Origin of the sequence: Burkholderia sp. Ac-20384, assembly GCF_017104605.1 — a bacterium.
In the GTDB taxonomy this organism is placed as follows: domain Bacteria; phylum Pseudomonadota; class Gammaproteobacteria; order Burkholderiales; family Burkholderiaceae; genus Burkholderia; species Burkholderia lata.
In genome coordinates this window covers 20,535-44,250 of the sequence record NZ_JAAGPE010000033.1, presented here as the reverse complement: position 1 = coordinate 44,250, position 23,716 = coordinate 20,535, and the positions used below count along the sequence as shown (strand labels likewise).

Annotated in this window: 21 protein-coding genes and 3 pseudogenes; 9 read left to right on the top strand and 15 right to left on the bottom strand. The window is 55.0% G+C overall.

Going from position 1 to position 23,716, the window contains the following annotated elements; genetic code table 11:
* Nucleotides 1-151 precede the first annotated feature (151 nt).
* From G3O00_RS09200 to G3O00_RS44100, 3 genes and pseudogenes are all read left to right on the top strand, one after another.
* Nucleotides 152-949, top strand: coding sequence for an SDR family oxidoreductase (locus G3O00_RS09200; protein WP_206142778.1), 798 nt, complete (start codon nt 152-154; stop codon nt 947-949).
* Between the two features lie 109 nt (nt 950-1,058).
* Nucleotides 1,059-2,060: an NADP-dependent oxidoreductase gene (locus G3O00_RS09195; protein ID WP_206142777.1), complete on the top strand. Its 1,002-nt coding sequence runs from the start codon at nt 1,059-1,061 to the stop codon at nt 2,058-2,060.
* A gap of 134 nt (nt 2,061-2,194) precedes the next feature.
* Nucleotides 2,195-2,398, top strand: a pseudogene (locus G3O00_RS44100) (hypothetical protein); the annotation flags it as partial.
* Between the two features lie 203 nt (nt 2,399-2,601).
* On the opposite strand, the gene G3O00_RS44095 reads toward G3O00_RS44100, so the two are convergent.
* A complete protein-coding gene (locus G3O00_RS44095; protein ID WP_346778963.1) occupies nt 2,602-2,865 on the bottom strand; it encodes a hypothetical protein in 264 nt (87 codons plus the stop codon).
* 270 nt (nt 2,866-3,135) lie between these two features.
* Here G3O00_RS44095 and G3O00_RS09185 point away from each other — a divergent pair, with 270 nt between their 5' ends.
* On the top strand, nt 3,136-3,867 hold the full coding sequence (locus tag G3O00_RS09185; protein ID WP_206142776.1) for an OmpW family outer membrane protein: 732 nt from the start codon (nt 3,136-3,138) through the stop codon (nt 3,865-3,867).
* A 1,020-nt stretch (nt 3,868-4,887) separates the two neighbouring features.
* Nucleotides 4,888-5,631, top strand: a complete 744-nt coding sequence (locus G3O00_RS09175; protein WP_206142774.1) for an SDR family NAD(P)-dependent oxidoreductase — start codon at nt 4,888-4,890, stop codon at nt 5,629-5,631.
* A gap of 1,039 nt (nt 5,632-6,670) precedes the next feature.
* On the opposite strand, the gene G3O00_RS09165 is transcribed toward G3O00_RS09175, so the two are convergent.
* The 7 genes from G3O00_RS09165 to G3O00_RS09135 all read right to left on the bottom strand — a co-directional run bounded on the left by G3O00_RS09165 (nt 6,671) and on the right by G3O00_RS09135 (nt 15,245).
* Nucleotides 6,671-7,837 (bottom strand): porin, encoded by a 1,167-nt coding sequence (locus G3O00_RS09165; protein ID WP_206142772.1) that lies wholly within the window; start codon nt 7,835-7,837, stop codon nt 6,671-6,673.
* A gap of 168 nt (nt 7,838-8,005) precedes the next feature.
* Nucleotides 8,006-9,346, bottom strand: coding sequence for an MFS transporter (locus G3O00_RS09160; protein WP_206142771.1), 1,341 nt, complete (start codon nt 9,344-9,346; stop codon nt 8,006-8,008).
* 361 nt (nt 9,347-9,707) lie between these two features.
* A complete protein-coding gene (locus tag G3O00_RS09155; protein WP_206142770.1) occupies nt 9,708-10,577 on the bottom strand; it encodes an MBL fold metallo-hydrolase in 870 nt (289 codons plus the stop codon).
* 46 nt (nt 10,578-10,623) lie between these two features.
* Nucleotides 10,624-11,523 (bottom strand): alpha/beta fold hydrolase, encoded by a 900-nt coding sequence (locus tag G3O00_RS09150; RefSeq protein WP_206142769.1) that lies wholly within the window; start codon nt 11,521-11,523, stop codon nt 10,624-10,626.
* A 334-nt stretch (nt 11,524-11,857) separates the two neighbouring features.
* A complete protein-coding gene (locus tag G3O00_RS09145; protein ID WP_206142768.1) occupies nt 11,858-12,460 on the bottom strand; it encodes a TetR/AcrR family transcriptional regulator in 603 nt (200 codons plus the stop codon).
* A 487-nt stretch (nt 12,461-12,947) separates the two neighbouring features.
* Nucleotides 12,948-13,427 carry a hypothetical protein gene (locus G3O00_RS09140; protein WP_206142767.1) on the bottom strand — a complete coding sequence of 160 codons (480 nt, stop codon included), beginning with the start codon at nt 13,425-13,427 and terminating at the stop codon, nt 12,948-12,950.
* An 810-nt stretch (nt 13,428-14,237) separates the two neighbouring features.
* The gene (locus G3O00_RS09135; RefSeq protein WP_206142766.1) at nt 14,238-15,245 is read right to left on the bottom strand and encodes an NAD(P)-dependent alcohol dehydrogenase; all 1,008 of its coding nucleotides are present in this window, start codon (nt 15,243-15,245) and stop codon (nt 14,238-14,240) included.
* A gap of 196 nt (nt 15,246-15,441) precedes the next feature.
* On the opposite strand from G3O00_RS09135, the pseudogene G3O00_RS09130 reads away from it, so the two are divergent.
* Both G3O00_RS09130 and G3O00_RS09125 read left to right on the top strand, forming a co-directional pair.
* Nucleotides 15,442-15,759, top strand: a pseudogene (locus G3O00_RS09130) (winged helix-turn-helix transcriptional regulator); the annotation flags it as partial.
* Nucleotides 15,760-16,761: 1,002 nt separating this feature from the next.
* Complete coding sequence (locus G3O00_RS09125) at nt 16,762-17,721, top strand: helix-turn-helix domain-containing protein (protein WP_206142765.1); 960 nt, start codon at nt 16,762-16,764, stop codon at nt 17,719-17,721.
* A gap of 198 nt (nt 17,722-17,919) precedes the next feature.
* Here the strand turns inward: G3O00_RS09125 and G3O00_RS43285 are convergent.
* Nucleotides 17,920-18,225: pseudogene (locus tag G3O00_RS43285) on the bottom strand (IS3 family transposase); the annotation flags it as partial.
* A gap of 47 nt (nt 18,226-18,272) precedes the next feature.
* Between G3O00_RS43285 and G3O00_RS09120 the strand changes: the two are divergent.
* Entirely contained in the window at nt 18,273-18,692 is a 420-nt protein-coding gene (locus G3O00_RS09120; protein ID WP_206142764.1) for a transposase, read from the top strand.
* On the opposite strand, the gene G3O00_RS09115 is transcribed toward G3O00_RS09120, so the two are convergent.
* The 5 genes from G3O00_RS09115 to G3O00_RS09095 all read right to left on the bottom strand — a co-directional run bounded on the left by G3O00_RS09115 (nt 18,689) and on the right by G3O00_RS09095 (nt 21,727).
* Nucleotides 18,689-19,084 carry a VOC family protein gene (locus tag G3O00_RS09115; RefSeq protein WP_206142763.1) on the bottom strand — a complete coding sequence of 132 codons (396 nt, stop codon included), beginning with the start codon at nt 19,082-19,084 and terminating at the stop codon, nt 18,689-18,691. The genes G3O00_RS09120 and G3O00_RS09115 overlap by 4 nt on opposite strands.
* A 45-nt stretch (nt 19,085-19,129) precedes the next feature.
* Complete coding sequence (locus tag G3O00_RS09110) at nt 19,130-19,927, bottom strand: SDR family oxidoreductase (RefSeq protein ID WP_206142762.1); 798 nt, start codon at nt 19,925-19,927, stop codon at nt 19,130-19,132.
* 48 nt (nt 19,928-19,975) lie between these two features.
* The gene (locus G3O00_RS09105; protein WP_206142761.1) at nt 19,976-20,791 is read right to left on the bottom strand and encodes an SDR family oxidoreductase; all 816 of its coding nucleotides are present in this window, start codon (nt 20,789-20,791) and stop codon (nt 19,976-19,978) included.
* Nucleotides 20,792-20,864: 73 nt separating this feature from the next.
* The gene (locus G3O00_RS09100) at nt 20,865-21,197 is read right to left on the bottom strand and encodes a nuclear transport factor 2 family protein (protein WP_206142760.1); all 333 of its coding nucleotides are present in this window, start codon (nt 21,195-21,197) and stop codon (nt 20,865-20,867) included.
* 68 nt (nt 21,198-21,265) lie between these two features.
* Nucleotides 21,266-21,727 carry a 2,4'-dihydroxyacetophenone dioxygenase family protein gene (locus G3O00_RS09095; RefSeq protein ID WP_241025048.1) on the bottom strand — a complete coding sequence of 154 codons (462 nt, stop codon included), beginning with the start codon at nt 21,725-21,727 and terminating at the stop codon, nt 21,266-21,268.
* Nucleotides 21,728-22,205: 478 nt separating this feature from the next.
* Between G3O00_RS09095 and G3O00_RS09090 the strand changes: the two genes are divergently transcribed.
* Nucleotides 22,206-22,505 carry a hypothetical protein gene (locus tag G3O00_RS09090; protein ID WP_206142759.1) on the top strand — a complete coding sequence of 100 codons (300 nt, stop codon included), beginning with the start codon at nt 22,206-22,208 and terminating at the stop codon, nt 22,503-22,505.
* Between the two features lie 469 nt (nt 22,506-22,974).
* Here the strand turns inward: G3O00_RS09090 and G3O00_RS09085 are convergent, their stop codons facing one another.
* On the bottom strand, nt 22,975-23,277 hold the full coding sequence (locus G3O00_RS09085; RefSeq protein WP_241025052.1) for a DUF3331 domain-containing protein: 303 nt from the start codon (nt 23,275-23,277) through the stop codon (nt 22,975-22,977).
* Between the last annotated feature and the right edge of the window lie 439 nt (nt 23,278-23,716).

Sequence of the window (23,716 nt, the reverse complement as noted above, 5' to 3'; positions counted from 1 at the left end):
CGAGCTTTCGCGCGGATGTTTCGCCTACTGGCCATCCACGAACCGTCGTTCCGCCCGATATGGCGAAACCCGTGCGTGCTCGCGGCTCCCAGCTTGATTTCAGCCGCGAGAGCTGGATTCCGCATTTTAATTTTTCCTGAGGAGTTCATCCATGACGACACCTTCAACTGTGCTGATAACCGGCGCGTCCACCGGCATCGGTGCAACCTACGCTGAACGCTTTGCCGCCCGCGGCCACGATCTCGTGATCGTCGCACGCGATCAGAAACGGCTGGAAGCGCTCGCCACCACACTACGCGACAAACACGGCGTTTCGGTCGACGTCCTTCCCGCCGACCTCACGGATCCGAACGAGCTTGCCGTGGTCGAGAAGCGTCTTGCCGACGACGCTCGAATCGACATGCTCATCAACAACGCCGGCATCGCCCAATCAGGAAGCTTTGTCGAACAGAAGAGCGAGGACATCGACCGACTCGTGACGCTCAATACGACGGTCCTCACGAAACTCGCTAGCGCCATTGCGCCTCGACTCGCGCAAGCAGGGCACGGCGCCATCGTCAATATCGGCTCGATCGTGGGGCTGGCACCCGAATTCGGAATGGCCGTCTACGGCGCAACCAAGGCCTTCGTCCTGTTTCTGTCGCAAGGACTCAGCCTGGAACTAACGCCCAAGGGCGTCTACGTACAGGCCGTACTGCCAGCGGCAACGCGCACCGAGCTGTGGGAACGGGCAGGCATCGACGTCGATAAACTGCCGGCCGTCATGGAAGTGGGCGAACTGGTCGATGCCGCACTGGTCGGCTTTGATCGCCGCGAATCGGTAACGATTCCACCGCTGCAGGACGCAGCGAACTGGGACGGGCTGGAAGTGGCGCGGCGCGCACTGCTCCAGAACGTCAAGCAATCGGAAAGCGCTGCACGTTACCGCACGCCGGGGCAAACGGCCTGACCGGCACAACCGGGCAACCGGCCCCGATGCGATCGATCGCGTCAGGATCGCGCCGGATTCCCTTTCCCAGTTTTCCAACTAGCATCCTAACCCGCGAGATCAAGGATTCATGAAAGCATTTCACATCGATCGATATGGCACAGACGTCGCTGGGCGAATCAGCGACCTCCCCGATCCGGCGGCGCGAGGCAACGATGTTCTCGTGAAGGTCCATGCAGCAAGCGTCAATGTTCTGGATTACAAAATATTGAGAGGTGATTTCAAGCGGATCCTTCCGTACAAGTTTCCGCTGATCCTTGGCAACGATCTGGCCGGTGTCGTCGTGGCAGTCGGGCCGGAGGTCCGCCGCTTCAAGGTCGGCGACAACGTGTATGGCTATCCCGGCCGAGACCGCATCGGCACCTTTGCCGAACTGATTTCCGTGAGAGAGGATTCACTGGCGCTTAAACCCGGCAATGTCGACATGGAGCAGGCCGCGTCGGTTCCCCTGGTCGGGTTGACCGCATGGCAAGTGCTCGTCGACGTCGCACAAATTAGAAAGGGGCAAAAAGTCCTGATCCACGCAGGCTCTGGCGGAGTCGGTACGTTCGCCATCCAACTGGCGAAGCATCTCGGCGCCATTGTGGCCGCCACCACGAGCACCGGCAACATCGATCTGGTGAAATCTCTCGGCGCCGACATCGTCATCGACTACAAGACACAGCACTTCGAGAATGAGCTCAGTGATTATGACGTGGTCCTGCACACCCTCGGCCGCGATATTCTCGAGAAATCACTGCAGGTGCTGAAACCCGGCGGCCATCTCATCTCCATTTCCGGCCCGCCGGATCCGGAATTTGCACGCCAGCGGAACCTGCCCTGGCTAGCGAGGCAACTGGTTCGACTGATGAGCCATGGAATCAGAAGGCAAGCGCGCAAACGCGACATTCGCTATGCGTTCGTGTTCGTCCAACCCAACGGAACGCAGCTTGAAACCATCTCGACCGCCATCGAATCCGGCACCGTCAAACCTGTGATCGATCGATCGTTTGGTTTCGATGCGGTCGCTGATGCATTGCGCTACATCGAAAAGGGACGATCGCGAGGCAAGGTGACGATCAAGATCCAATAGCCTCCGGCCGCTCCGCCAGCCCGACAGGATGACCTTTTGCAGCCGCCGACGAGCGACTCGGTCGATGACGGGCCACCAAGAACGGGTTACAACGTATTGGTGCCCATGAAGTTGGTCGCATCGCCCCAAGTGACATGCTCGAGCGCAAGGCGCCCCGCAATCGGAGCCCCCACACCCTGCAAGGCGCGGCGCTCGTGCGCATGGAGGCGAGTCTTGTCGAGGCGCTACAGCTAGAGCACCGGTTCGACGCACGGTTGGTCGCGCGGCTCGCGACCGCCGTCGTTATACCCTTCGCTAAGCTACTCGCAGTTATCCGTGCGCGACGCTTGTGCTGGTATCGGGCAGTGCCGCGCCTGGACGCGATCGGCGCGCAGCGCATCGCCGAGGCTTTTCGGGCAGCATTTGAGCACCCTGGGTTACTCGTCGCCGCTCGCGGTCACGGCGAGCCGGCAACTGGCCGCCGGCCACCCATGGTCATGGCTGAGATCGGGCGCACTTGCCGACGTGGTGCCGCTCGAGGCGCTGCGCGTACAGGCCGGACTCAACCACTCGACCGGGCTGAATCAATCTGCAGGCAGTCCGCGCCCGGATCGCGAACCACAGTGCATGCAGCGAAGCGGTCCACCGCGCGTACCGGCGCGAAGCAGAACGGCGGCTGCTGTGGGTGATCGGTGTGAAAGGCAAACCGCTGTCGTCGCTGAAGGCGATGGATTGCGCCGAATATCTCGACCACTTCCTGCATGACCCACAACTCGCCGGTTGGTGGATCGGACGCGACCGTGTCGAAACCCAGATCGGCGAACACGTTGTCGCTCGATTTGACTGCGTGCTCCTCTAGATTCCCCCACGTTTTGCACTTGAGATGACGGACGCGCCGGCCATGCTGAACACCCGTTTGAACGCCATAGGTAACACCTCGAGATCGAAATGTGTGCACCCGCGTAGGCCGCCTAGCTTGCCGCAGCATCAAAGCGCACGGTCGTACTAATTCTAGGGCAACAACTCTAACCTATAAGCTTGTTTTGTTTTGAGTATGGTCATCATAATTAGCACGACTTAACTCGGAGGAGACACAATGAAACGAAAACTGACCGTCACGGGGGCAGCAGCGCTTGCATTCACATTTGCGTGCGGTACTGCACACGCACAATCCGCTGGTGATTTCTACGTCAGCACCGGCTGGCTGCACCTTGCGCCGCAGGACAGCAGCGACCCGTTCTTCGTGTATCGCGTAGGCGGTACACCCGTCAACCAGTCGATTCCGAACACTGGCGCCGGCATGAATGACGCCGATACGATCGCACTGACGACCGGTTATTTCATGACCGACCACATCGCCACCGAGTTCATCGCCGGCATCCCGCCGAAGTTCGACATTACCGGTAAGGGCCAATTCTCGAAATTCGGTACGCTCGGCCGCGCGTACCAATGGAGCCCTACGCTCCTTCTCAAGTACTACTTCAATGACGCCAGCGCGACGTTTCGTCCGTATGTTGGCGTCGGCACTACGTACGTGTGGTTCACCGGCGCAAAAATCACGAACAGCGTGTTCGAGAACGGCGTGTTCGGCGGCCCGACCAGTGCAACGACCTCCAATCAATGGGCGCCCGTGTTCAACGCCGGCTTCATGTACAACTTCACGAAGCACTGGTTTGCTGGCTTCTCGATGTCGTACATCCCGGTCAGCGTGACCGCGACCTTCACTACGGCCCGTCGGACGCCGGTCGGTACGCTGACGGAAACGTCGAAGGCGCACATCACACTGAATCCGATCGTGACGTACCTGAACATCGGCTACCGCTTTTAAACGCAAAGCGCTAGTCAACCCTGTTTCGTCATCTCAGCGATATTTTTTGCCAACCATTACGGTCGCCGCATGTCCGAACTCTTCCACTCCATGACGCACCTGAATTCTCGAGGGTGTTTCTACACGAGGTCGCCAAGCTTGTCCCTGCTCGCATCAAAGCAAAATTTCATACGACAGCAAGCAAACCTGTGGCTGTGCGGAACCGACACAGCAGCGTCGCAATGTGGGAAGAAGGGACAGGCGTTACCTGAACGGTTGTGGCAACGATCAGCCGCGTCGGATTGAAAATCAAAAGCGTCGGGAGCGCTGGGTATCTGGCAGCCAGGCAGGATGTGCTGCCGCGGACGCTCAGCTCTTGGGTAATCTGCGCTCCCGACGCGCCAGATTCGTTGCACAGTCACACGGCGTCCCGCTTGAATTCGCCAATGAAGTGTCCTCTTATTCTGCTCATTTCGTCAGCTTGGGACTACATCTGCTTAGCTGACGTGTCTGGGAGAACGATTGGAAGCTCTCCATGCCCTCTTCTGACGAAGTCCCCGCAGCGCGAGGTTATTCGTTTGACGCACTTGATATGACTCGCCTATTGCTTAAGATCAACCGGCACATCGGCGAGCGTCCTACGAGCGGTGTGATTGAGTAATACAACTTGGATGGAACTTCGGAATAAACATGACTGACAACAGATCCGTCGGCTACTAGCTCGCAAGGCGGCAAGATTAACAGGCGTTTTGTCGTATTCGGAATCAGTCGGGTGAACGCCACGAATCGCCTCACCTACTGTAAAAGATGAGAATCGATCAATGAACGCCACAAACCACTAATAACGGAACGCGTGCCGTCGATGGGATACCCGCCACTTCTGTCCAGGCGCCTTGACCTCATGACAGTCAGGTATACATAAATGGTAGTACTGGTGTTAATTGTGCCTTCTTGAAGGCACCAGTGTACGAATGGACAATCAGGATGCCCTTGGGAATCCCCAAGGCACCTTCACGCGTCGACGCTATATGGAGGAAAGTAATGAGTCAACCCACGGCTATTGTTTTTGGTGCTGGTTCGGCGCGCGGTATTGGCGCGGCGGTCAGCCGGCGTTTCGCCCGTGAGGGCTACCATGTGATTGTTTCGGGAAAAACGTTGTCGAAAATTGAACCTGTCGTGACGCAAATCAATGCTTCGAACACAGGTAGCGCCGAAGCACTACAAGTGGATGCAACCGATGAATTGCAAGTAACCGCGGCATTCGACCACGCGATGAATCCAGGTGCTAATCGTGCCCCCGTCGATCTTGTAGTATCCAACGCAGGCAACAATGCCCACATCGACTTTACGCAACTTACAGCAGCACAATTCGAAGACTTCTGGCGTGTAGGCTGCTTCGCAGGCTTCCTTGTCGGCCGGGAAGCCGCACGAAGGCTGGTGCCGCTTGGGCATGGTACGTTGATCTTCACTGGTGCATCCGGAAGCCTGCGCGGAAAACCTGGCTTTGCCCACTTTGCGGCAGCCAAGGCCGGATTGCGCATGATCTCCCAGAGCATGGCCCGCGAGTACGGGCCTCTGGGATTGCACGTGGCCCACGTTTTAGTTGACGGTGGCGTGCTTGGCGATCGCCTCGAACGTGCTTTCCCGCAAAGGATTGAACGCTTGGGTGCGGACGGGTTGCTGGACGTCGATGCCATTGCCGATAACTACTGGTTGCTGCATACACAGCACAGATCGGCCTGGACACAGGAACTGGACCTACGCCCCTACAAGGAGGTCTGGTAGCCGGTCATTGCGTGCCAACGTTGGACTTGACCATCCTGGCGCGCAAGAGACCGGCCAAGCTGCATGCGGACGACGACCATGAATTTGATGCCTGCGTCGTCGGTGGAGTACCGAGCCCTGCAGTTGATTATTCCGCGACGGCGTCCTTACCGACGTCGTTGCGGCAACGACATACACCTGCACATGGCGATGCAGCCCGATTCGGTCTGCAGCTACGACTTTGTACACGACCAACCGGTGGTCGACTGGCGTTGACGATGTTCTGCGCGATCGATGAATACATCCGCGCGCGCCTGGGAATCAAGCTTGGTGCTAGCATGCGCCCGCACAATGTGTCTTACGCGCCGTCGTGACTGACGCGCCCGTATAGCAAGCCAGCGCTCGCGCGTTCGAACACCGGCGTCGTATTTACCGCGGCCAAGGTCATGCGCTGGTGCGAGCCGCGATTAGCGACCCGGCCGTCGTCGCACCTGGCAGTCGGTGGCAAAACAACTTCGTTGGAAGGTTCAATCGCAAGTTACGCGACGAATTGATGATTCGCGAAAGGTTCCGCAACCTGACAAAGGCAAGGGACTCATCGAATTCTGGCGACAGTTTTACGTCGAGCGTCACTTCCAAACCGCGAATCGCTTTCAACCTTCGGCTACCGCCCGCCAACCCCAGCTGGACTTCAACAATATCGACACCAGCCTCGCTGCCTGAGTGGGAAAAATTCCGTGCAGGTCACCAGCTACTTGACCAGTTTCGGGTCGAGGTTCAAGCCGTGGCCCGGCTCAACACTCAGATATTCCTTGCGTTTGCATGTCAAAAAGTGGTTCCTTGACCATCAGCACATGCCTCACACCCAATATTCTAGGGTTGCTCCGTCATTCAGCAGGTGACCGCAGGTGTCCAGAACACCCCACTTCTAGCCTCCGAACCTTCGTCCGGAGAACGTCATCATTGATCGCACAACCTCGAGGCTATCGAACGGCAGATAGCTCGCACACGGGCCCGACAGCGACTCTGCCGTTCACTCTCGAGCCCGCTGAGTGCAACCTCAGAATTTATGCCTCAAACCGAAGTTCACTCCAATCTGCTTGCTTTGCCCTGCGCCCGCGACACCAGTATTGAGCGTGAGCACTGACACCGCGGCGTCCCCGGCCGACCTTTGCCAAATGACGGATGCGTGTACGTCCGTGCGCTTGGAAAGCAGGTAGACAGCCCCCAAGTCAAGTTGATGCCACCGTGGACGGTTGCCAGTTGCATATTGGTTGGTACTCATGCCACCTTCCCCATCCCCGTCTGTGTACGTATAGCCGACGCCCGCAACGAAAGCCGGAGTGACATAGTAGCTCGCATTCACCTCGTAGTTGTTGAGCCGCAAATGCGTTCCGTCAATGTATCGGAATCGAACATTGCTGAAAACAAAATCGATTAATGCTGGACCGAATTTATATCCAGCCCCAGCGGTTAGTATTTCGTCTTTCGTCACGAAGCCAGCGTTGTAGAATATGCTGGATGCGCCGGCAGTGTACTCCCCTCCAACCGCGCCAGTGGGATTTGTCGACTGACCAGATGACGGATTTCTAAGATGGAGATAAGTGGCGGCGAGAGAAAGAGGGCCATTCGAGTACCGAGCTCCAATACCGAACGCATCGTTCTGCGCAAATCCGCCTGCAGCGTTGCTAAACGAATACAGCCCACCGAGTACAAGTCCGCCGTAGTTTACAGACTGATATTTAACAGTGTTGTTCAATCGGAAGGTGGCCAACAAGTTGTCTGAATCTCCCACGTGTGCCCCATAGATGCTTCCGAATTGCAACCAACCCGTTAGAGGCGCTACGTATTCGAATCCAAAATCATACTGCCGTCCTAACGTGATTGTCCCAAATCGGTCACTGGATAGTCCAACAAAAGCCTGACGCCCAAATAGCCGTCCGCCTTGACTCGCGCTTCCATTTTGCGCGTTGAATCCATTCTCGAGGGTGAAGATTGCTCGGAGACCACCTCCGAGGTCTTCCGATCCAGTAAGGCCCCATCGGTCACCGCTTCCTACGCTCGTCAGCGCCTTGAAGGCGCTATGCCCCACCGCACCAACTTTCGGTGCTTCGTTGCTCACCCAGCCGATTCCGTTGTCAATGATGCCATAAAGAGTAATACTGCTCTGGGCGTTAACCGATCCGATGCTGCCAAACACACCGAGAGCCACCAAGGTCTTTTTCATGTCTCCAATTCCTTCACATTATTTAATTTTAATTAAAAATATTTAAACGATCACATCAATTCATAAATTTCCACCCTCCCCATCAATGCCACTCACTCAATCGAGTCAAATCCAATATCATGCGAACGTCGCTTAGTTTGCGAAGCCAGAATGGAACAGCAACCAACCTTATTTTTTCAGGATATTATTCGAGCGATTCGAAAGGGACATCACCACAAGAAGCAGAACAGCACCAATCATTTGAACAACCGCGACAGCAACGAAACTCCCTGAATAGTCTCCAGTGATGGTCTTTGCCAGACCGATCAACCATGGAGAGACAAATCCTCCGAGATTCGCGACACTGCTGATAAAACCGATTGCGACGGCCACCGTTGTGGGTGCAAGAATTCGTGGAGGAAACTGCCAAAATAGAGAAATCGCGGCCCCCATTGCGCCTAGCGCCAATGCCAGCAGGGCAGTGGTCAAATACGGATGGCCGTGCGACGAGAATGGGAGTGACACAAATGATATAGAGATGCAGAGAGAACAAAAAACAAAATGCCTCTTTATCGAATTTTTCCTCGATGCACTAGCCGATATCACAATCGTGAGCAGAGCTCCAATTACGCATATAATTGCCGATGCCGCACCGATTCCACTATAGCTAGCAAATCCAGAAAATTTTAGAATTGTCGGCATAAAAAAAACCAATGCCGCATTTGCATAGAGAGTACAAAAATAAACTGCAATAAGGAGCCATACAGCGCCCGTTGAGAATAGGTTAAAAGTGCCAATTCTGGGTTTTTCAAGTTCATCGCCACTTCTCAGATCTGCGCCGACCAACTTCTTCTGCCTGTCAGAAAGCCACCGAGCAGATGACGGTTGATCCGTCAGAACGAAGACGGCAGCCAACCCAAGAATCATTGTTGGAATAGCTTGGACAAGGAACATCCAACGCCAGGCGGAGAGGCCTAATAGCCCCCCGGTGTGGTTGAAGACCCATGCGCCGGAGAGGCCAACCACAACCGGAGACAAGGACGCAAACGATTGAAAAATCCCGAAGTTTCTCGTCCGAATTCTCTCCGGAAACCAATATGTCAAATAGAGAATAACCCCGGGATAAAATGCAGCCTCGAAAACTCCGAGTAAAATTCTCAAGACGTAAAACTCGATTGGAGTATGGATGAATGTCATCGCCAGGCTGACGCCCCCCCATCCAATCACTATTGATGAAATTGTACGCTTCGCCCCAAGCTTTTTTAGCAGGAGGGTACCCGGCATAGCGAACAAGACATAGCCGACGAAGAAGATTCCAGCGCCGAACCCAAAGACCGCCTCGCTGAATCCGAGATCGTCAAGCATTTGGAGCTTTGCAAACGCGATGTTTGCACGGTCGACCCAGGCCATGAGCCAAATCAAAGACAACAGCGGAATGATCCGCCATGTGGCTGAAGAGTAAGCCCGAGTTCGCTCGCGCTCGTCCTCATCTTTCCGTAAGGAAGAGATGTTTTCGACAGGGATGCTCAAAGTTCGTCTCCTAATTTATATTATGTACTACAAAATATATCTTTCGTTAAATACTAATTTCAATTTTTCAGCTTGATCACCTCCCTTGATTAATATTTATTAATTCTGCAGTTCGAACTAATGCAGCAACCACATATCTATTTCACAAAAATAGAAGGCCAACCTGAAGGGCTGGCCTTGACGAATCCACGTGACTGCGGCATCGCCACACTTCAAGTACTGCACAAACTCGGGCTCGGGATCAGCGACGACCCCGAGGGAAATTTTCCTAAAAGTGGAGGACCCGAGCTTGATTCATAGGTTGACTGTCTCCCCGCTCTACCAGCCCACCCCGATGCACGCTACTTCAATTGTCCCGCATTTACTTCGCGGTCTTCTTTGCTGCGTGCGATGCCCCCCACAAGGAACCCGGGTTGATCCGGTTGGGATACAGTTCAAGCATTCGATCGTACAGTTCGAGTGCTGTCGTGGTTTCACTGTTTACCCGCTCAAAGTCTCGAATGTACTGGCGCGTCGCTTCGATGTGGCTGGGGCTACTGTCAGCATCGAGCGGGCCATGGCCAGCCACAACTGCTTTCGGGTTTAGGGCCTCGATTTTGTCAATCGCGGCAAGCCACGCGCGACGACCATCTGCGTCAGACTCTGCTAGATAAGGGTGTGTATTGTTGTAAATGGCGTCTCCAGAAACCACGAGACCAATAGACGGCACGTGCAACGCTGTTGTGTTGTCCGTGTCCGTGTGGCCAATGTCGACCACACGCAGTTCATGCCCTTCCAGTTCAAATGTGTCTCCAACGAGAACTTGCGCAGGGATGAGTTTGGGCGGGACTTGTCCCGGAAATCGTTTGCTCCACGCCCCTTCTCGTTCTTCGCTGGCAATCGACTCATGCATCGTCTCGACCACCGGCCGCGGGGCGATTGCCCTCGCGTGAGGAAAGTGCTTACGCACCTGCTCGAGCCCGAAGAAGTGATCGGGGTGCCCATGCGTGACATAGACGGTTTCGAGGTTGCGGTCGTGCGCCTTGATCCAGTCGATCATCTCGAGCGTATGTTCATCGCTAAGAAACGTATCAACAAGCACAGCGTTACGCTCGCCGTAGATTAGCGTCACCGTGTTTGCGACCCAAGTCAAATCCTCCTTGCCCGGCGGCACTCCTTGCGTGGCACTTGGTCGACGTTTGATTAGCAACTCCCAGTTGAGAGGCGCGGAGACTGAATTCGGCTTACTCATGATGTACTCCCGATGATTGAATTATTGCAGTAGCAATTGTCGTAACTTACGACTGGACGAGGTGTTCCTTGAACCAAGCGAGCGCGGCAGAGCGCGCGGCGTCCCCTTGACTTTGGTAAAGGTCGTAGTGTCCGCCGGGAATCAGCACAAGCTTTTTTGGTTGAAGTGCCTGCTCATAAGCGGCAAGCGCGAGGTCGGTTGGAGTGGCCTTGTCCTCGCGAGCGACAACCATCAACAGTGGCGTGGGCGAGATCCGCGAGATCCACATCCCCGGCTCGTACATTCGTGCCCAGCGAGTGGAGCGGATCGTTACTTTGTTTTCCCAAACGCCTTCCGGCATTGGCTGTTGATTGAAATCGATGGCATCTTGGGACCGGTAAGCAGCAGGAATCGCAGGATCGGCGCTAACCAGCGCTTGGTACCTGGGCGGTTCGCCGCGAAGCTGGGCGCGCTCGTCCTCGTTCAGCAACTCTTCGAGTGCCGGCAACGCGTCGGGCGACACTCGCCTGAGGCCTTGCTGATAGCCGCTAATTGTGGGCACCTGAGACACCACCGCCTTCAATCTGCGGTCGGTCGCACCGAGTACGATTGCATGGCCGCCAGCGTAACTCGCTCCCCAGAGGCCAATTCGCGACGAATCGACTGCAGGATGCGCCTCAAGATACGAGATTGCTCGGCGCCAGTCAGCGATCTGCTGCCAGGGGTTGATGTCCTGACGTGGCTCTCCGCCACTCGCTCCGAACCCACGATGTTCGTGAACGAGAACAACGAAGCCGGCTGCCGCGAAGGCTTGGGCGAATTGGTCGAGTGCGTGGTACCGCGTACCACCATAGCCGTGAGCCATTGTAATTGCCGGACGAGGCCCGGCGGACTCCGGCAGATACAGCCATGCAGCAAGTTCGATCCCGCCTTCGGCGGGAAAGGTGACGTCGTTCCTTGAAATCATTTCCTAGAATCTCCGGTGCAAACGGGCGCAGCAACATGCGCCTGGATCAATGTCAGTAGCGGTGCCGTTGACATGCTCGACCGATACGACAGGGCACGACTACGCTCTGTTGCGAGAGGTAGAGCATGATCGACAAACGAACGGCAAACCAAAACAATTTGTCCAGTCATCTTATTAATAGCGAAGCCATCTCCTAGCGGCAGGGACGGGGCAGCCCCCTTTTCTCAAGCAGAAGCGATGACTATTCCGAGCCCTTACTTCTGCCGTCGTTTGTACACATCCAGCGCATCACGGGCTTCGAAGTGTCCGCTGCGAAGCCACCTCTGCTTCCCGCTCACACAAGGATCACTCGAAAAATGACATCACATGCCTGCTCAAGTGGTGCAATGCTTTTTTCAGCCTTCATGCGTAACAACGCCCCTTCCCAACAATTCAGTGTGAAGTCTGCGAGAGTGGAAGGCAGAATTCGGTTCGTTACCTCACCACGCTGTTGGGCCTCTTCGATTGCCGAGGCGAGTGTCGCGCTCCACAGGCGGAGGTTCTGCGCGAGCCGGTCGCGCATGATGTCGCTCTGATCGGCCGCCTCCAATGTGAGGTTTCCCAACATACAGCCTCGACGAAAGCCAAGCTTGATGTAGTGGCTAATGAGCTCATGGAAATATCCGCGTAACCGATCCAGTGGGCTCAGATCCTTGTTGCCAAAAAACTCATTGAGCCTGCTCTGGCCAGATTGGAAATATTGATCGATGACCTCAGCCGCGAAAGCTTCCTTGCTTTCGAAAAGGTTGTAGAACGATCCCTTTGGAACACCGGCTGTTTTGGCAATCTGATCCACTCCCACGCCATTAAATCCGTTGACATGGAACTCTGAGACTCCCGCAGCCAATAACTTCAACCGTGTTTCAATCCCTCGTTTGTTAGGAGCTGCATTAGCCAATCCTGGTCATCCTCGAAGAAATCGTTAGGGTTACCGCGCGCACACACTGCGCATGATCCGGATCTCGTCATGGAACTCCAATGAAGAGACGTCACCCGAAGCCCCAAAATTAGACCGATTGACTTTTCGTGTCAAGTAGTCAGTGAGGAGGCCCGCTGCCGATCGAACTCACGACAGCGCCGCAACCCATCGATTCTGCAGAATCCCAGCCTTCCTTTAGATGTCGCGCCAACCCGATTGCCACCGGAGCAGTTCCAAGTGAACCCGGGCAGACTGCATCGATCGCGTGCTAAGTGGTAAAACACAAACGCAACAACGCAAGATAAGTTGCGAGGGCTAGGTAGATCCGAAAACGAATGAACCACTACCGGAAAAACCATTGGCCGATACATTCCCTCAGCAACAGCGCCCCCCCCCCCCGCGCCACAAACCCTACACATTTGTCAGAACAAACAGACGCCTCCCGTGCAAACACCTACTGCGGCGACTAGAGGGTCTTATGCGCGGACCAGACGTCGGTTAGATCGGAAGCATCCGTAGTCTTCTGCTGGATATGCAAAACGCGCCACCCGTCTTGGCGCCTCATCAGGCTGAAGTTCACTGCGCAGCGTTCGATTTCCGACTCATCCGGCCGTCGACGGGACCAGATTGCGCTCACCTGAGCGCTATTGCTGTTGAAAACGACGACCCGACGGTCTGGCACGGAGGTGTGGCTATACCCCGCAGCCTTCAACCGCCCGTGAATTGGTCGGAGAATTTCCGCCACTTCAGCTTCCGTTGCCGCCAAGATGACCGGCATGTCGTCGATGCTCACCCACAATGGGGCGCCCCAGTACTCAGTGACGAACGAAGAATCTTCGCCTCGTTCTCCCGCAGCGGCCCAACGTGGAAGATAGTCATCAAAGAACCAATGCCATACCTCAGCGAGCACGCGCTGTTCGTCAAATTGACCTGTGGTTTGTACCATGAGGGAGTCTCCTTACGTTATCGATAGCGACGCGTGGTGAGTCCAGGCACCGAGCCTCGCCTCTCACCCTCCCGCCTACAAACGGGCTCCATACGCGCCGACGTACATGCTCGACGGTCGACTACGACATCAGACTTCAGCGACCGCCCGACAATAATATGACCGGTCGTCTTAGTTTGCAAGCGCAAGATTGTCACCCCTGGTGTTTGAACTGATGGGGCCTGGCGGGTCGAATACGCCAACGTGACAGAAATGTTCGGCGCTATGGGCCTGCACCACATCGTGGCGGTCACGAATTGCGCGAGAATGACGTGGTGGCCGTGAAGTTATCGGACAAATCGCTCGCCGAGTCCCGGCAGTCTCGAAGCAGATGGTTTAAAGAGCGATCGCGCCGCAGATGCCCAGAAGATACGCGTTGCTCCGCGCAGCAAGAATCAGACCTCGCGCTGTCTCAGGCTGAACCTGAAAAATCGTTCACGCACGGATGAAAAGTCATAGACTGCGCGGCGGGTAATGCTTTGCAACTCGTCGAGTCGTATGCCCACGCCACTGATCGAGGTTGCGAAACTCTATCAGGTTCATTTTGGCCCGCGGCGGCCACGGCGAGCCGGACGGTGATGCGCTGCTATCAACACAACGTCGCCGGCGACACCATCGGAGAACAAAGAGGTCGGCCGAAACGGGCCCGTGGGTTGGCGCGACTCCGCTCGGCGACCTTATAGACTCGTGCTGAAGGCCGTGTTTCCGGCGAGTCGCGTATTCGCTTACTTCTGTATGATCGTGCGACAGACCGACGGTCGCCCCCGACCTTTAGATCGTAACGGAGATCTTTCCGAAATGATTGCCAGCGGCCTGGTGACGGAACGCGCCGGCAAGTTCGTCAAGCGGGAAGCTCGAATCGATTGCAGGCTTAGTTCCGTTCGCGTCGATCGCGCTGATCATATCGATCTGATGTCGACGACTTCCGACAACCAACCCCTGCAGCTTCTGCTGACGAGCCATCAACTCAATCGTCGGCACTTGCCCGGCTGCCCCGGTCAACACTCCGATCAATGCGATGTGCCCCCCGATCCGGCAAGACCGAATCGATTGGGTAAGCGTGTCCGGTCCACCAACCTCGACAACATGGTCGACACCGCGACCGTTAGTGAACTCGAGCACTTTCGAAGACCATTCGGTATCACGCTTATAGTTGATCAGATGATCCGCCCCCATCCCGGAAACCTTCGCCAATTTCTCGTCAGAAGAGGACGTCGCGATGACCGTTGCACCCATCAGCTTTGCGAACTGCAGCGCAAAAATCGAAACTCCGCCAGTTCCTTGTACGAGTACGGTGTCGCCCGCCTTCAGCGCACCGTCGACGACTAGTGCGCGCCAGGCGGTCAAACCCGCAGTAGTCAACGTTGCTGCCTCTGCATGACTGTATCCACGCGGCGCACGCGTGAACCAATGCGTAGGGAGCACAACACTCTCACGCGCGTAACCGTCGACACCATCGCCCGGCGTAGTGGAAAAACCGGAAACTGTCGGAGCGTCGTTGATCCAGTGAGGGAAGAACGTCGAAACTACCGAGTCCCCTACCGCGAATTCAGTCACACCCTCACCTACTGCTTCGACGACACCTGCACCGTCCGACATGGGAATACGCCCGTCAGCTGTGGGTATGCGACCAAGAACGACGAGCAAGTCGTGAAAGTTCAGCGAGCTAGCATGGATGCGTACGCGGATCTCGCCCCGCGCCGGCTCGCCCGGATCGGGAAGTTCCACGCGTCGGAGGTTGTCCAGTCCGGCGGGGCTGTGCAACGTAATGGCTTTCATCACTGTGGTTCCTATATGGATTGAGCAACGCCAAACGTTCGAGTTCGATTCGGCGTCAAAATATGGATCGCACCCAAGTAATCGGTGCGCCAGGTCTGAAGTTTCCTTGACCTCGAGGCCATTGTCCGATTGCGCATCGATAGTCGCAAGAAGGTACAATTAAGACCGGTACTATCAATTATGTATGTCTAACGTTATGCGACCTAAACGCCTGGACAGCAAGAGCGGCTGCGCCGTCGAAGTAACACTCTCCGTTATCGGAGGCCTATGGAAACCACTGATCCTCTTCCATCTGCTGCATGGGAAAAAACGCTTCATGGAGCTCACGCGCCTGATGCCGAACACCACGCAACGCATGTTGACCCTACAACTTCGTGAGCTTGAAGCGGACGGCATCGTTGCACGCGTTGTATTTCCCCAAGTTCCACCCAAAGTCGAATATGGGCTAACACCCTTCGGCACGACACTCGCCCCCGTGCTTCTCAGCCTCAGAGAATGGGGCGAGTCCTACCAAGTGCGAGGAGCTACAGACGTTGCGTACGCCGAGGAACCTCTCGGGAATGAAGGGGGCACCCAAAGCAAACCACCTAGTCGGTGCGGACTGGAGCAAAATCAGACAAGCTCGGGACATTGTTGACGTGCAGCGCCCCTGCTTTGCCAGACCCGTCGGGCTCACTGGTAGGCAAGCAGGGGCGAGACGAAAAGCACGTCCTGATCCGACCATTGCGTCAGTTCGACAGTGAGATTGCCGACTGTTGTCAACAAACGCTGGAGCGTAGACGTTGCAGCGCCCGACAAATCGCGAAAGATGCTTTCCGAAAATTTGAAAGCAGATACGCAGTCCGGCCGATGTACCTCGACGCCACGTCGATCTCAACCAAAGCTACTGCAAGCTCCTGTTGAGCCCACGACACTTTGCGCAACGGATAGCGCTGAACCGTAACTACCCTCTCCGTTCGCGGAGGGTGGGCGGCGAGTGGAATGGACGGTCAGTTGCTATCTAGCTTCGAGCGTTGTAGCGTATGTTCCCCGCGCAATCCGTCTTCGGATTACCTTACGGCACCTAGCGACAAGATCATTGATCATGTCGATCATGCGATCGTAGGATTTGACGCCAATCGAACCTGACGAAGCCGAAATCTGCCGCTTGCGGCTACTAGTTGCGCAGCTCGATACGTCCAGGCATAAGTACATCGCGCCTATCTCGAACTCTGGGACTCGCCCTGCCTCCCGCTTCGTATTTGTTCAGACCTTTTACTCAGTTGGCACCCCGCAATTGCAGCATGCCCCGTGCGCGCGAAATCAATCTGTGATCATTGGGCGTCGTTAACGTCAGAGCAAGTCTCGCAAAGGCTCGGCGCGACAAACGCTAAACTGATGGACTATTAGGCTACGTACGTCTGTCTTTGTTCACCTGGGAAAGGCCTTATTGATTGCGAACCTCGACTCCGAGTAGATTCCAAAATTGATCGTCTGGCTGGCGCTCGACAAGGCCTGGTGACTTAGGAGACGCACTTTGTCGGTTCATTTCAATTGCTGGTCCTCCGCCGGTATTCCGGCAGGCGACAGGACAGATGCATGGCAACAGATTTTGAGTCGCAGTTATCGTGAATGGCGAGTACCGCAACGCCTGCCGACGACGTTCTGTGCAACTGTTCGTCGGCATGACTTTGTTGGCGCCGAACTGGTCGAAACGATTTCTGACCCCTGCACCGGCGAACGAACCCAAGAACTCGTTCGCCGTGACGATGAGCTATACATAGGCGTCCAACTCACAAGCCGAGGTCGTGAGCGCTTCTTGATTGGCGAAAGCGGTGTGGAAGTGAACTCCGGTGACCTCGTAGTCTGGACGACCGATCAGATCGTACAGTTTGAGGTGACCGAACGACTACACAAAGTGACGCTTATGGTTCCATGGACGCTTATGAGTGAGCACGTCATTGATCGCAGACGCCCGCCTTCCGGTGGTCGACTTGACGCCAAGAAAGGTGTCGGGTCGCTGCTCGCCGTGCAGCTGCTCACGCTGTCAAAACAGATATCGATGCTCGATTCAAGTGTACATGGCTCGGTTAGTCGATCGACTTTGGAACTGCTAGGTGCTGCTCTGTCCAATCAACAGCAGTCTCAAACTTTCGATGCGGCCTCGGTCATGTTGCGCAAGATTCAAGATTACATCCGTCAACATCTTCAGGAAGATGATCTAACACCGATGCGAATCGCGGCTGCAAACGGTATTTCCCTGCGGTATTTGCACATGATCTTCCAACGCTGCGACGTGACTGTTTCGAACTACGTACTCGATAGCAGGCTCCACGCTTGCCATCGCGCGCTGGTAGATCCGTCTTACGACAGATTCCAGATCGGCGAGATTGCTTTCCGCTGGGGATTCAACTCGACCAGCCACTTCTGCCGAGTTTTCAAAGAAAAGTTCGGGCAATCGCCCGGCGAAGCTCGCCAGGCCCGCCCAGTGACCTGATGTGGAATTTTGTGGCCAATCAGGCAATGAGTCTCGCGTCGATACTATCGGAGTCCAACTAAGCTCGACGATCGCGTTTGCTACGGACTACCTGTCATAATAAAGGCACGAACGATTTCCGCAACTCACATCCGGCTGCATGACATTGACCAAGATAAGTTCGACGCTATCGCCTGACCGAGTATTGGATAGCTATACGTATAGCCGAATCGGTAGCGACAACACCAGGATCACATCCTGCGAACGCAGGCTCATGTCGGCCTCGATCAACAAGCACTCGCTGCTTTATTGATTGTTTTGGGCAAAGCATCTTCAACGCGCACCCGTTCACCAGTTGGACGTATGCAAAGTCTCAACTCCATATTGAATTGGGTTGAGTCGCGCAGGGCAAGCGAATGTCGTTACCACAACAACGAAAAAGTCGCCGCGGAGTGTGAGTTGCGAAGCTCGCCACATTCGCGGCGCGCTTGACTCACCCAGCACCAACCAGGCTGACACCCGGCGACGCCAGTTCGTGGCCATACAATTATATTGAGCGGCACGGCGCCGTTATGCCCAAGGAATTGCAAGACGCGTCCGGCATCGGTCGCCTCGCCGCGACGAGCTCGATTGCCGAATTGCCTAAGCCGGGTCAACTCAATCAACGTCGAAGCGGTACCCTGCCTCGCGTGAGACCCTATGTGAAAGACCTCGGCTCCATCAAGGGCAGTATGCGCATCGCCGCCGCGCGCTCCGAAGTCCGGTGCGCGCTATATCCAGCAACCCTCACCGCGTCTCGTTTAAATCCGGTCGGTCGCGCTTTCTACGACCGTTTGGCGGCAGCTGGCAGACTCAAGAAGGCCTCCTTGACCACCCGTATGCGCACGCTCGACACACCTAAATACCAGCGTCCGTCACCACCGGAATGCTCCAAATCAATCCTTCACGGATTGACATTCAACGCGATCATTCAGGTCCGAAACTCCCCTTAGACATAGTGACCAAACCGCTCCAGAACTTCGATCTTGTAACCATCTGGGTCCTGGACGAAAAAGAAGCGCGCAAGCATCTCGTCTCCGCGTTTGAATTCCTTGATTGGCGTCGAGCCGATGTTCAGCTTCAACATACGCTCTCGCTCCGCCTCGAGATCGTCGACTGCAACCGCAATATGCCCGTATCCATCTCCGTGCGCATATGCTTGCTCGCGACCTCTGTTCCACGTTAACTCTATTTCGAAATTGCTTTTTTCATTTTTTAGATACACCAGCACAAAATCAGAAAAGTCGAGCCGATTGCTCACCGACAACCCCAGCGCATCCTTATAAAATCTCAATGAAACATCGAGATTCAAGACGCGAATCATAGAATGAATTAATTTCGCCATTTTCAAAAAATCCAGAAATATAACGGTTAGTGCACTCGAGTTCATCTAGACGGAAAAGCGGCAAAGCGTTTCTCCGCCATCGATGCGAATGAGATCGCCGTGAATATAGCTCGATTCGTCCGACCCCAAGAAAATAGCAAGATTGGCAATATCCTCGACTTCCCCCCAACGTTTCAGAGGAATCATTTCCTTGAAGGTCTGATCGAAATTCTTATCGTCGAATAGCGCACGCGTGAGTGAAGTTTTCGCATAGGTTGGACAGATTCCGTTGACACGAATTTTATTGCGGCCGTATTCGATGGCAAGGCACCGGGTCAGGTTCGCCGCAGCTCCCTTTGAAATGTTGTACACGGATTGGTTCGGATGACCCTGCAGCCCTGCCGTCGATACGACGTTGATAATGTTGCCACCCGTAGGTTGCTTCAGGAATACTTTAATGGCTTCCTGGCAACCAAACCACACGCCTCTAACGTTGACGTCGAAGCATGCGTCAAGGTCTTCAACGCCAAATTCGTGGGCAAGCTTGCCCGCGCGGTAGATGCCAGCATTGTTGACGATGATGTCAAGACCACCGTACAAGCGCACCGCTTCCCGCACGAGATTTTCAACTTCACTTTGCTTAGTGACATTGCACGACACGTACGTCGCCTCACCTTTACCCTCTCTGATCGCTGCCACCGTCGTGAGCTGGGAGTTGTCCTCGAAGCCACCTTTATTGGGCACCTCGTGGACATCGCTCACAACAACTTTGGCGCCCTCAGCGGCGTATGCAAGTGCAATTCCACGGCCAAAGCCGGAACTCGCGCCCGTAACAATTGCTATCTTTCCATTCAACCTACCCATTGAATATCTCCTTGCAAAGTTTCGTCAACCCAATATTTGAGAAATTCGTCAGCGCGCTGAGAAACCACCGTCGACGGTCATCATCGACCCAGTTATCCATTCGGCGTCGTCAGACGCAAGAAAGACTGCAATACGGGCTACGTCTTCCGGCGTTCCGACACGAGGCCATGGTGTCAGGTCGTGCAGCATCTTGTTCGTGTCTTTCTCTTCCAGGAACGACCGAACCATCGCTGTCGCCAGAAACCCTGGGCAAATGGCGTTCACGTTGATATGGCTCTGTGCGAAGTCGATGGCCAGCTCTCGCGTGAGATTGACCACCGCCCCCTTAGACGCGCAATACGCCGGTTCGAGTGCAAGACCGATCAATCCTCCGATCGACGCAATGTTCACGATGCGGCCGCGTAGTTCCGCGCCCGTCGTGCTTCGAATCGGATGCTGCTTCATGAACTGCGTGATCGCATACTTGCATCCGAGCCAGACCCCCTTGGCGTTCACATTCATCGTGAAATCGTATTGCTCTTCAGTTTCATCGATGATGTTGTGCAATCCAGTAAACACGCCTGCGTTGTTCACCACGATGTCCAGCCTGCCGTAACTCTGAACGGCATGGTCAATGATTTTTTCTACGTCCGCTGCTTTGCTTGCGTCAGCTGAAATAAACGTTGCTTTGCCACCCTCCTCAATGATTGCAGTATCGGTGTCAATCTGGAGGTTCGCCTCGTAGCCATCAGCCAATGCGGCTCGTTTTAGATCCGAACATACGAGATGTGCACCTTCTCGTGCCAAAGCAATTGCGATCGCGCGCCCGTTGCCGGAGCTTGACCCCGTAACTACCGCGACGCGCCCTTCAAGCTTTCCTGCCATGACTATCTCCGATTGAAATTCTTTGCGCGAATCTAGGCACACAAGACACTTCTCAGAAGAAGCGACGCCGGTGTCAAGCAGTGAGTGAGGTAAACGTTTGGACTAGGATCTTGTCACCCTTGATGTAGAGCGTATCGGTAGCCGACGTGACGAACGGTTTTGCCTCCCACGTCAGGTATGCGATCTCACCCTCCGTACACCTACTGGTTACGTTGAACGCATCCCAAAATTCAGGCCGAATACTGTCAAGAAACGCCCTATAGAAGGCACGAATCTCCGCGATGCCGCGATACGTCTTTTCCGGTGTAACGATGACCGAGATTTCACTGTAGTCTTTGAGAACTTCATCTAGGCCAATTGCGCATGCACCGAGGTGATGATCGAAAACAAGGTCAACAGCAGACATGTTATGTCCTTCCATAAAAAGGCTAGCTTTTGATGAACCTGTCCAAAACTCTTGCTATTTCGAGATGCCTAGTTGATGTATGCGTGTTGTGCTTCGTCCCAGGTTACGACCACGATGGGTGAGCCATCCTCGTTGATGAACTGGAGTGGCCCGAGAAACGTCATATAAAACTCCGAGTCGACCGGGAAGTACGTCTTGTCATGGCGGGCATTTGCCGACTCATATCCGTACGCCGGTGCGATTGCAGTGTCGCCCCCTAGTTCGGCTCCTCCACGCACATCCATGCGGCCCTTGGTCAGGAGATATTCACCCGGACCGGTGTGGAGATGCGCATTAAACGACGAGCCCGCCGGACAATCGAAGATGGCCGTCCAGGCCCCCATTTCCGGGGAGGTGTGTAGAAGTTTCCAACGGATCCCGCCGACCGAAAGAGCGTCGGGAAAGGGCTTCCAGGGGATGTCGTTAAGATGCACTGCTTCTTCGGCAATGTGTGATTTGATATGCATTGCGATCTTGACTGGATTCTGCATGCTTGTCTCCTAGGTTCTAGCGGAACCGAGCATCCGGTTGGGTGCTCGTTGTAGCTAGAGAATAGGCCGACGCTACACCACCGATTGCATGGCAGTGCAAGACTAGTTGAATTTGAGTGCAGTGGGTCTAGATTGCGTGCGCCGAGGGCTGGAATCCGAAGCCTCTGGGCGGACGAGATGACAGCAGACGTGCAGTCGACGTGACCCTGAATCAGAATTAATTCTCGTTCAGGGTCACCTCCCCCTGCTCAGAATTTCCCACGTCCAAGTGGGGCAGTTTTGCGGGCTAAGGGAATAATGCGGACCTACCCTCGAGATCTGCAAACCGTGCTACCAGTGACATCAGGGTATATATAAGCGCGGGATGCACCGACCCAAGTGCTAACACGCACATTCAGGGGCGAACAACCAGATCCCCTCATGAACCCTTTCGAGGAACGGCCCGTCCGCTGCAATTGAAGTGGCCGAGAGCACTCAGATGTCCGACCGCCTGACGATTGCGCTGGACGGCGTGACATACGGTATCGTCGACCTCGAAACCCTCGAGGAGTTGGAGTCTCTTGTCATGCGGACGCTTATCCTGCCGGGATTTCACACGGTGCAGTACACCGACGAGGCCGGGCAGGTCACGCATTACTCGGCGATGATCTGCTGCGCCGCCAGCCGACAGGCTATGCGCCCCTCCCAGCCGGTATCTCGAGGCGAAATCGCGCTCGCTCTCCGCCGGAGCGAGCCGCTCGAGGAATATCGTCTCGATGTTGCGCATAACGGCGTTTGACTCAAGAGCGATAGGTCCCGCATGGACCTCAGGGCCTTGCGCGAGATTCTCGTGCGTCTTGGCTTCACCGTCGGCCAAATCGGGGAAGCCGCGCACGCGTGATAACCGCAGGGCGCATTTCCCCCAGACTCCCGGCCCGCCGGGAGTCCTCTTCTGAAGCATTCCTTCCCGGCGCTACAGCATTAAAACGACTGCTGCATTTCGAGGCAAGCTTTGGCCTTCTCGACATGGGTCGACAACACCCATCAAGGCGGGCTGCGCTACGGAAGTCACGCTTTCAGTCATCGGCAGCTTCTGGAATACGTTGACGCTCTACGCCCTTCGTAAAATCGGCATTTGTAGCGTGCATCTGGTGACCTGCGTCGTTGTATTTCGTCACTTGCAACGAGAGCAAAATAAGCTCGACCAGAAAACACTTTTCGCCAACCGATCGTACTGGCTCGAGTAAATCATAATTTTTAAAAGAATGTTAGTCTAACGCGTCTCTCTTTAACGATATTTCCGAAGCCAGAATCATTCGATTCCAGTTTGCGGGAGCGGACGCAGCACTGCGCCGAGGGCTCCACACTTTGTCGCCTGCCACTATACGCTGACCAGAAATCACGCATAAACCATCGTTCCGTGCGAAACCGAGACGCCAGATTTGCTCATCGTAGTGCCCCGTCTGAGAATCGCTCCAGCAGATGCTAACAGTATGCGTAGAACGCACTTCTCGTAGAACGACCCGGACCGGCTGCGGAATCCATTCGGCTTCGTGTACTCTGCGCGTCATCGAACCTTTCTGGCGACGCAACTTCTTCTCGAATGTCGTTTCAACTGATTCCACCGAAGGAGTATTACCAGGGCATAGCAGCCGCAGCAGAGCCCGCTCGACAATATCGTCAGCGTCTGGTTTAGAATTCGAGATAACGAGGGGCAGCGAAGATCGCATCTGTAACTCAATTAAACAGGAAGTCGTGGCGAAGAGAATTCCACGTCACGGAACGATTAGAAAAGACCTGCGACTATGCAGCCGGCGTCGCTGGCAAATACCTATACTCCTAAACTCCACGCCATCCAACAAAATCCCATCTCAAACAATTTTTATGCAGTCTTAATATTTATAATCATTCATATTCATGGTGCGAATTATCTGCATTTACAGCACCAATAAAGCATTATAAAACCCCAGACGATACCTGGACTTTCTGATTTAACACCAATAACCATAA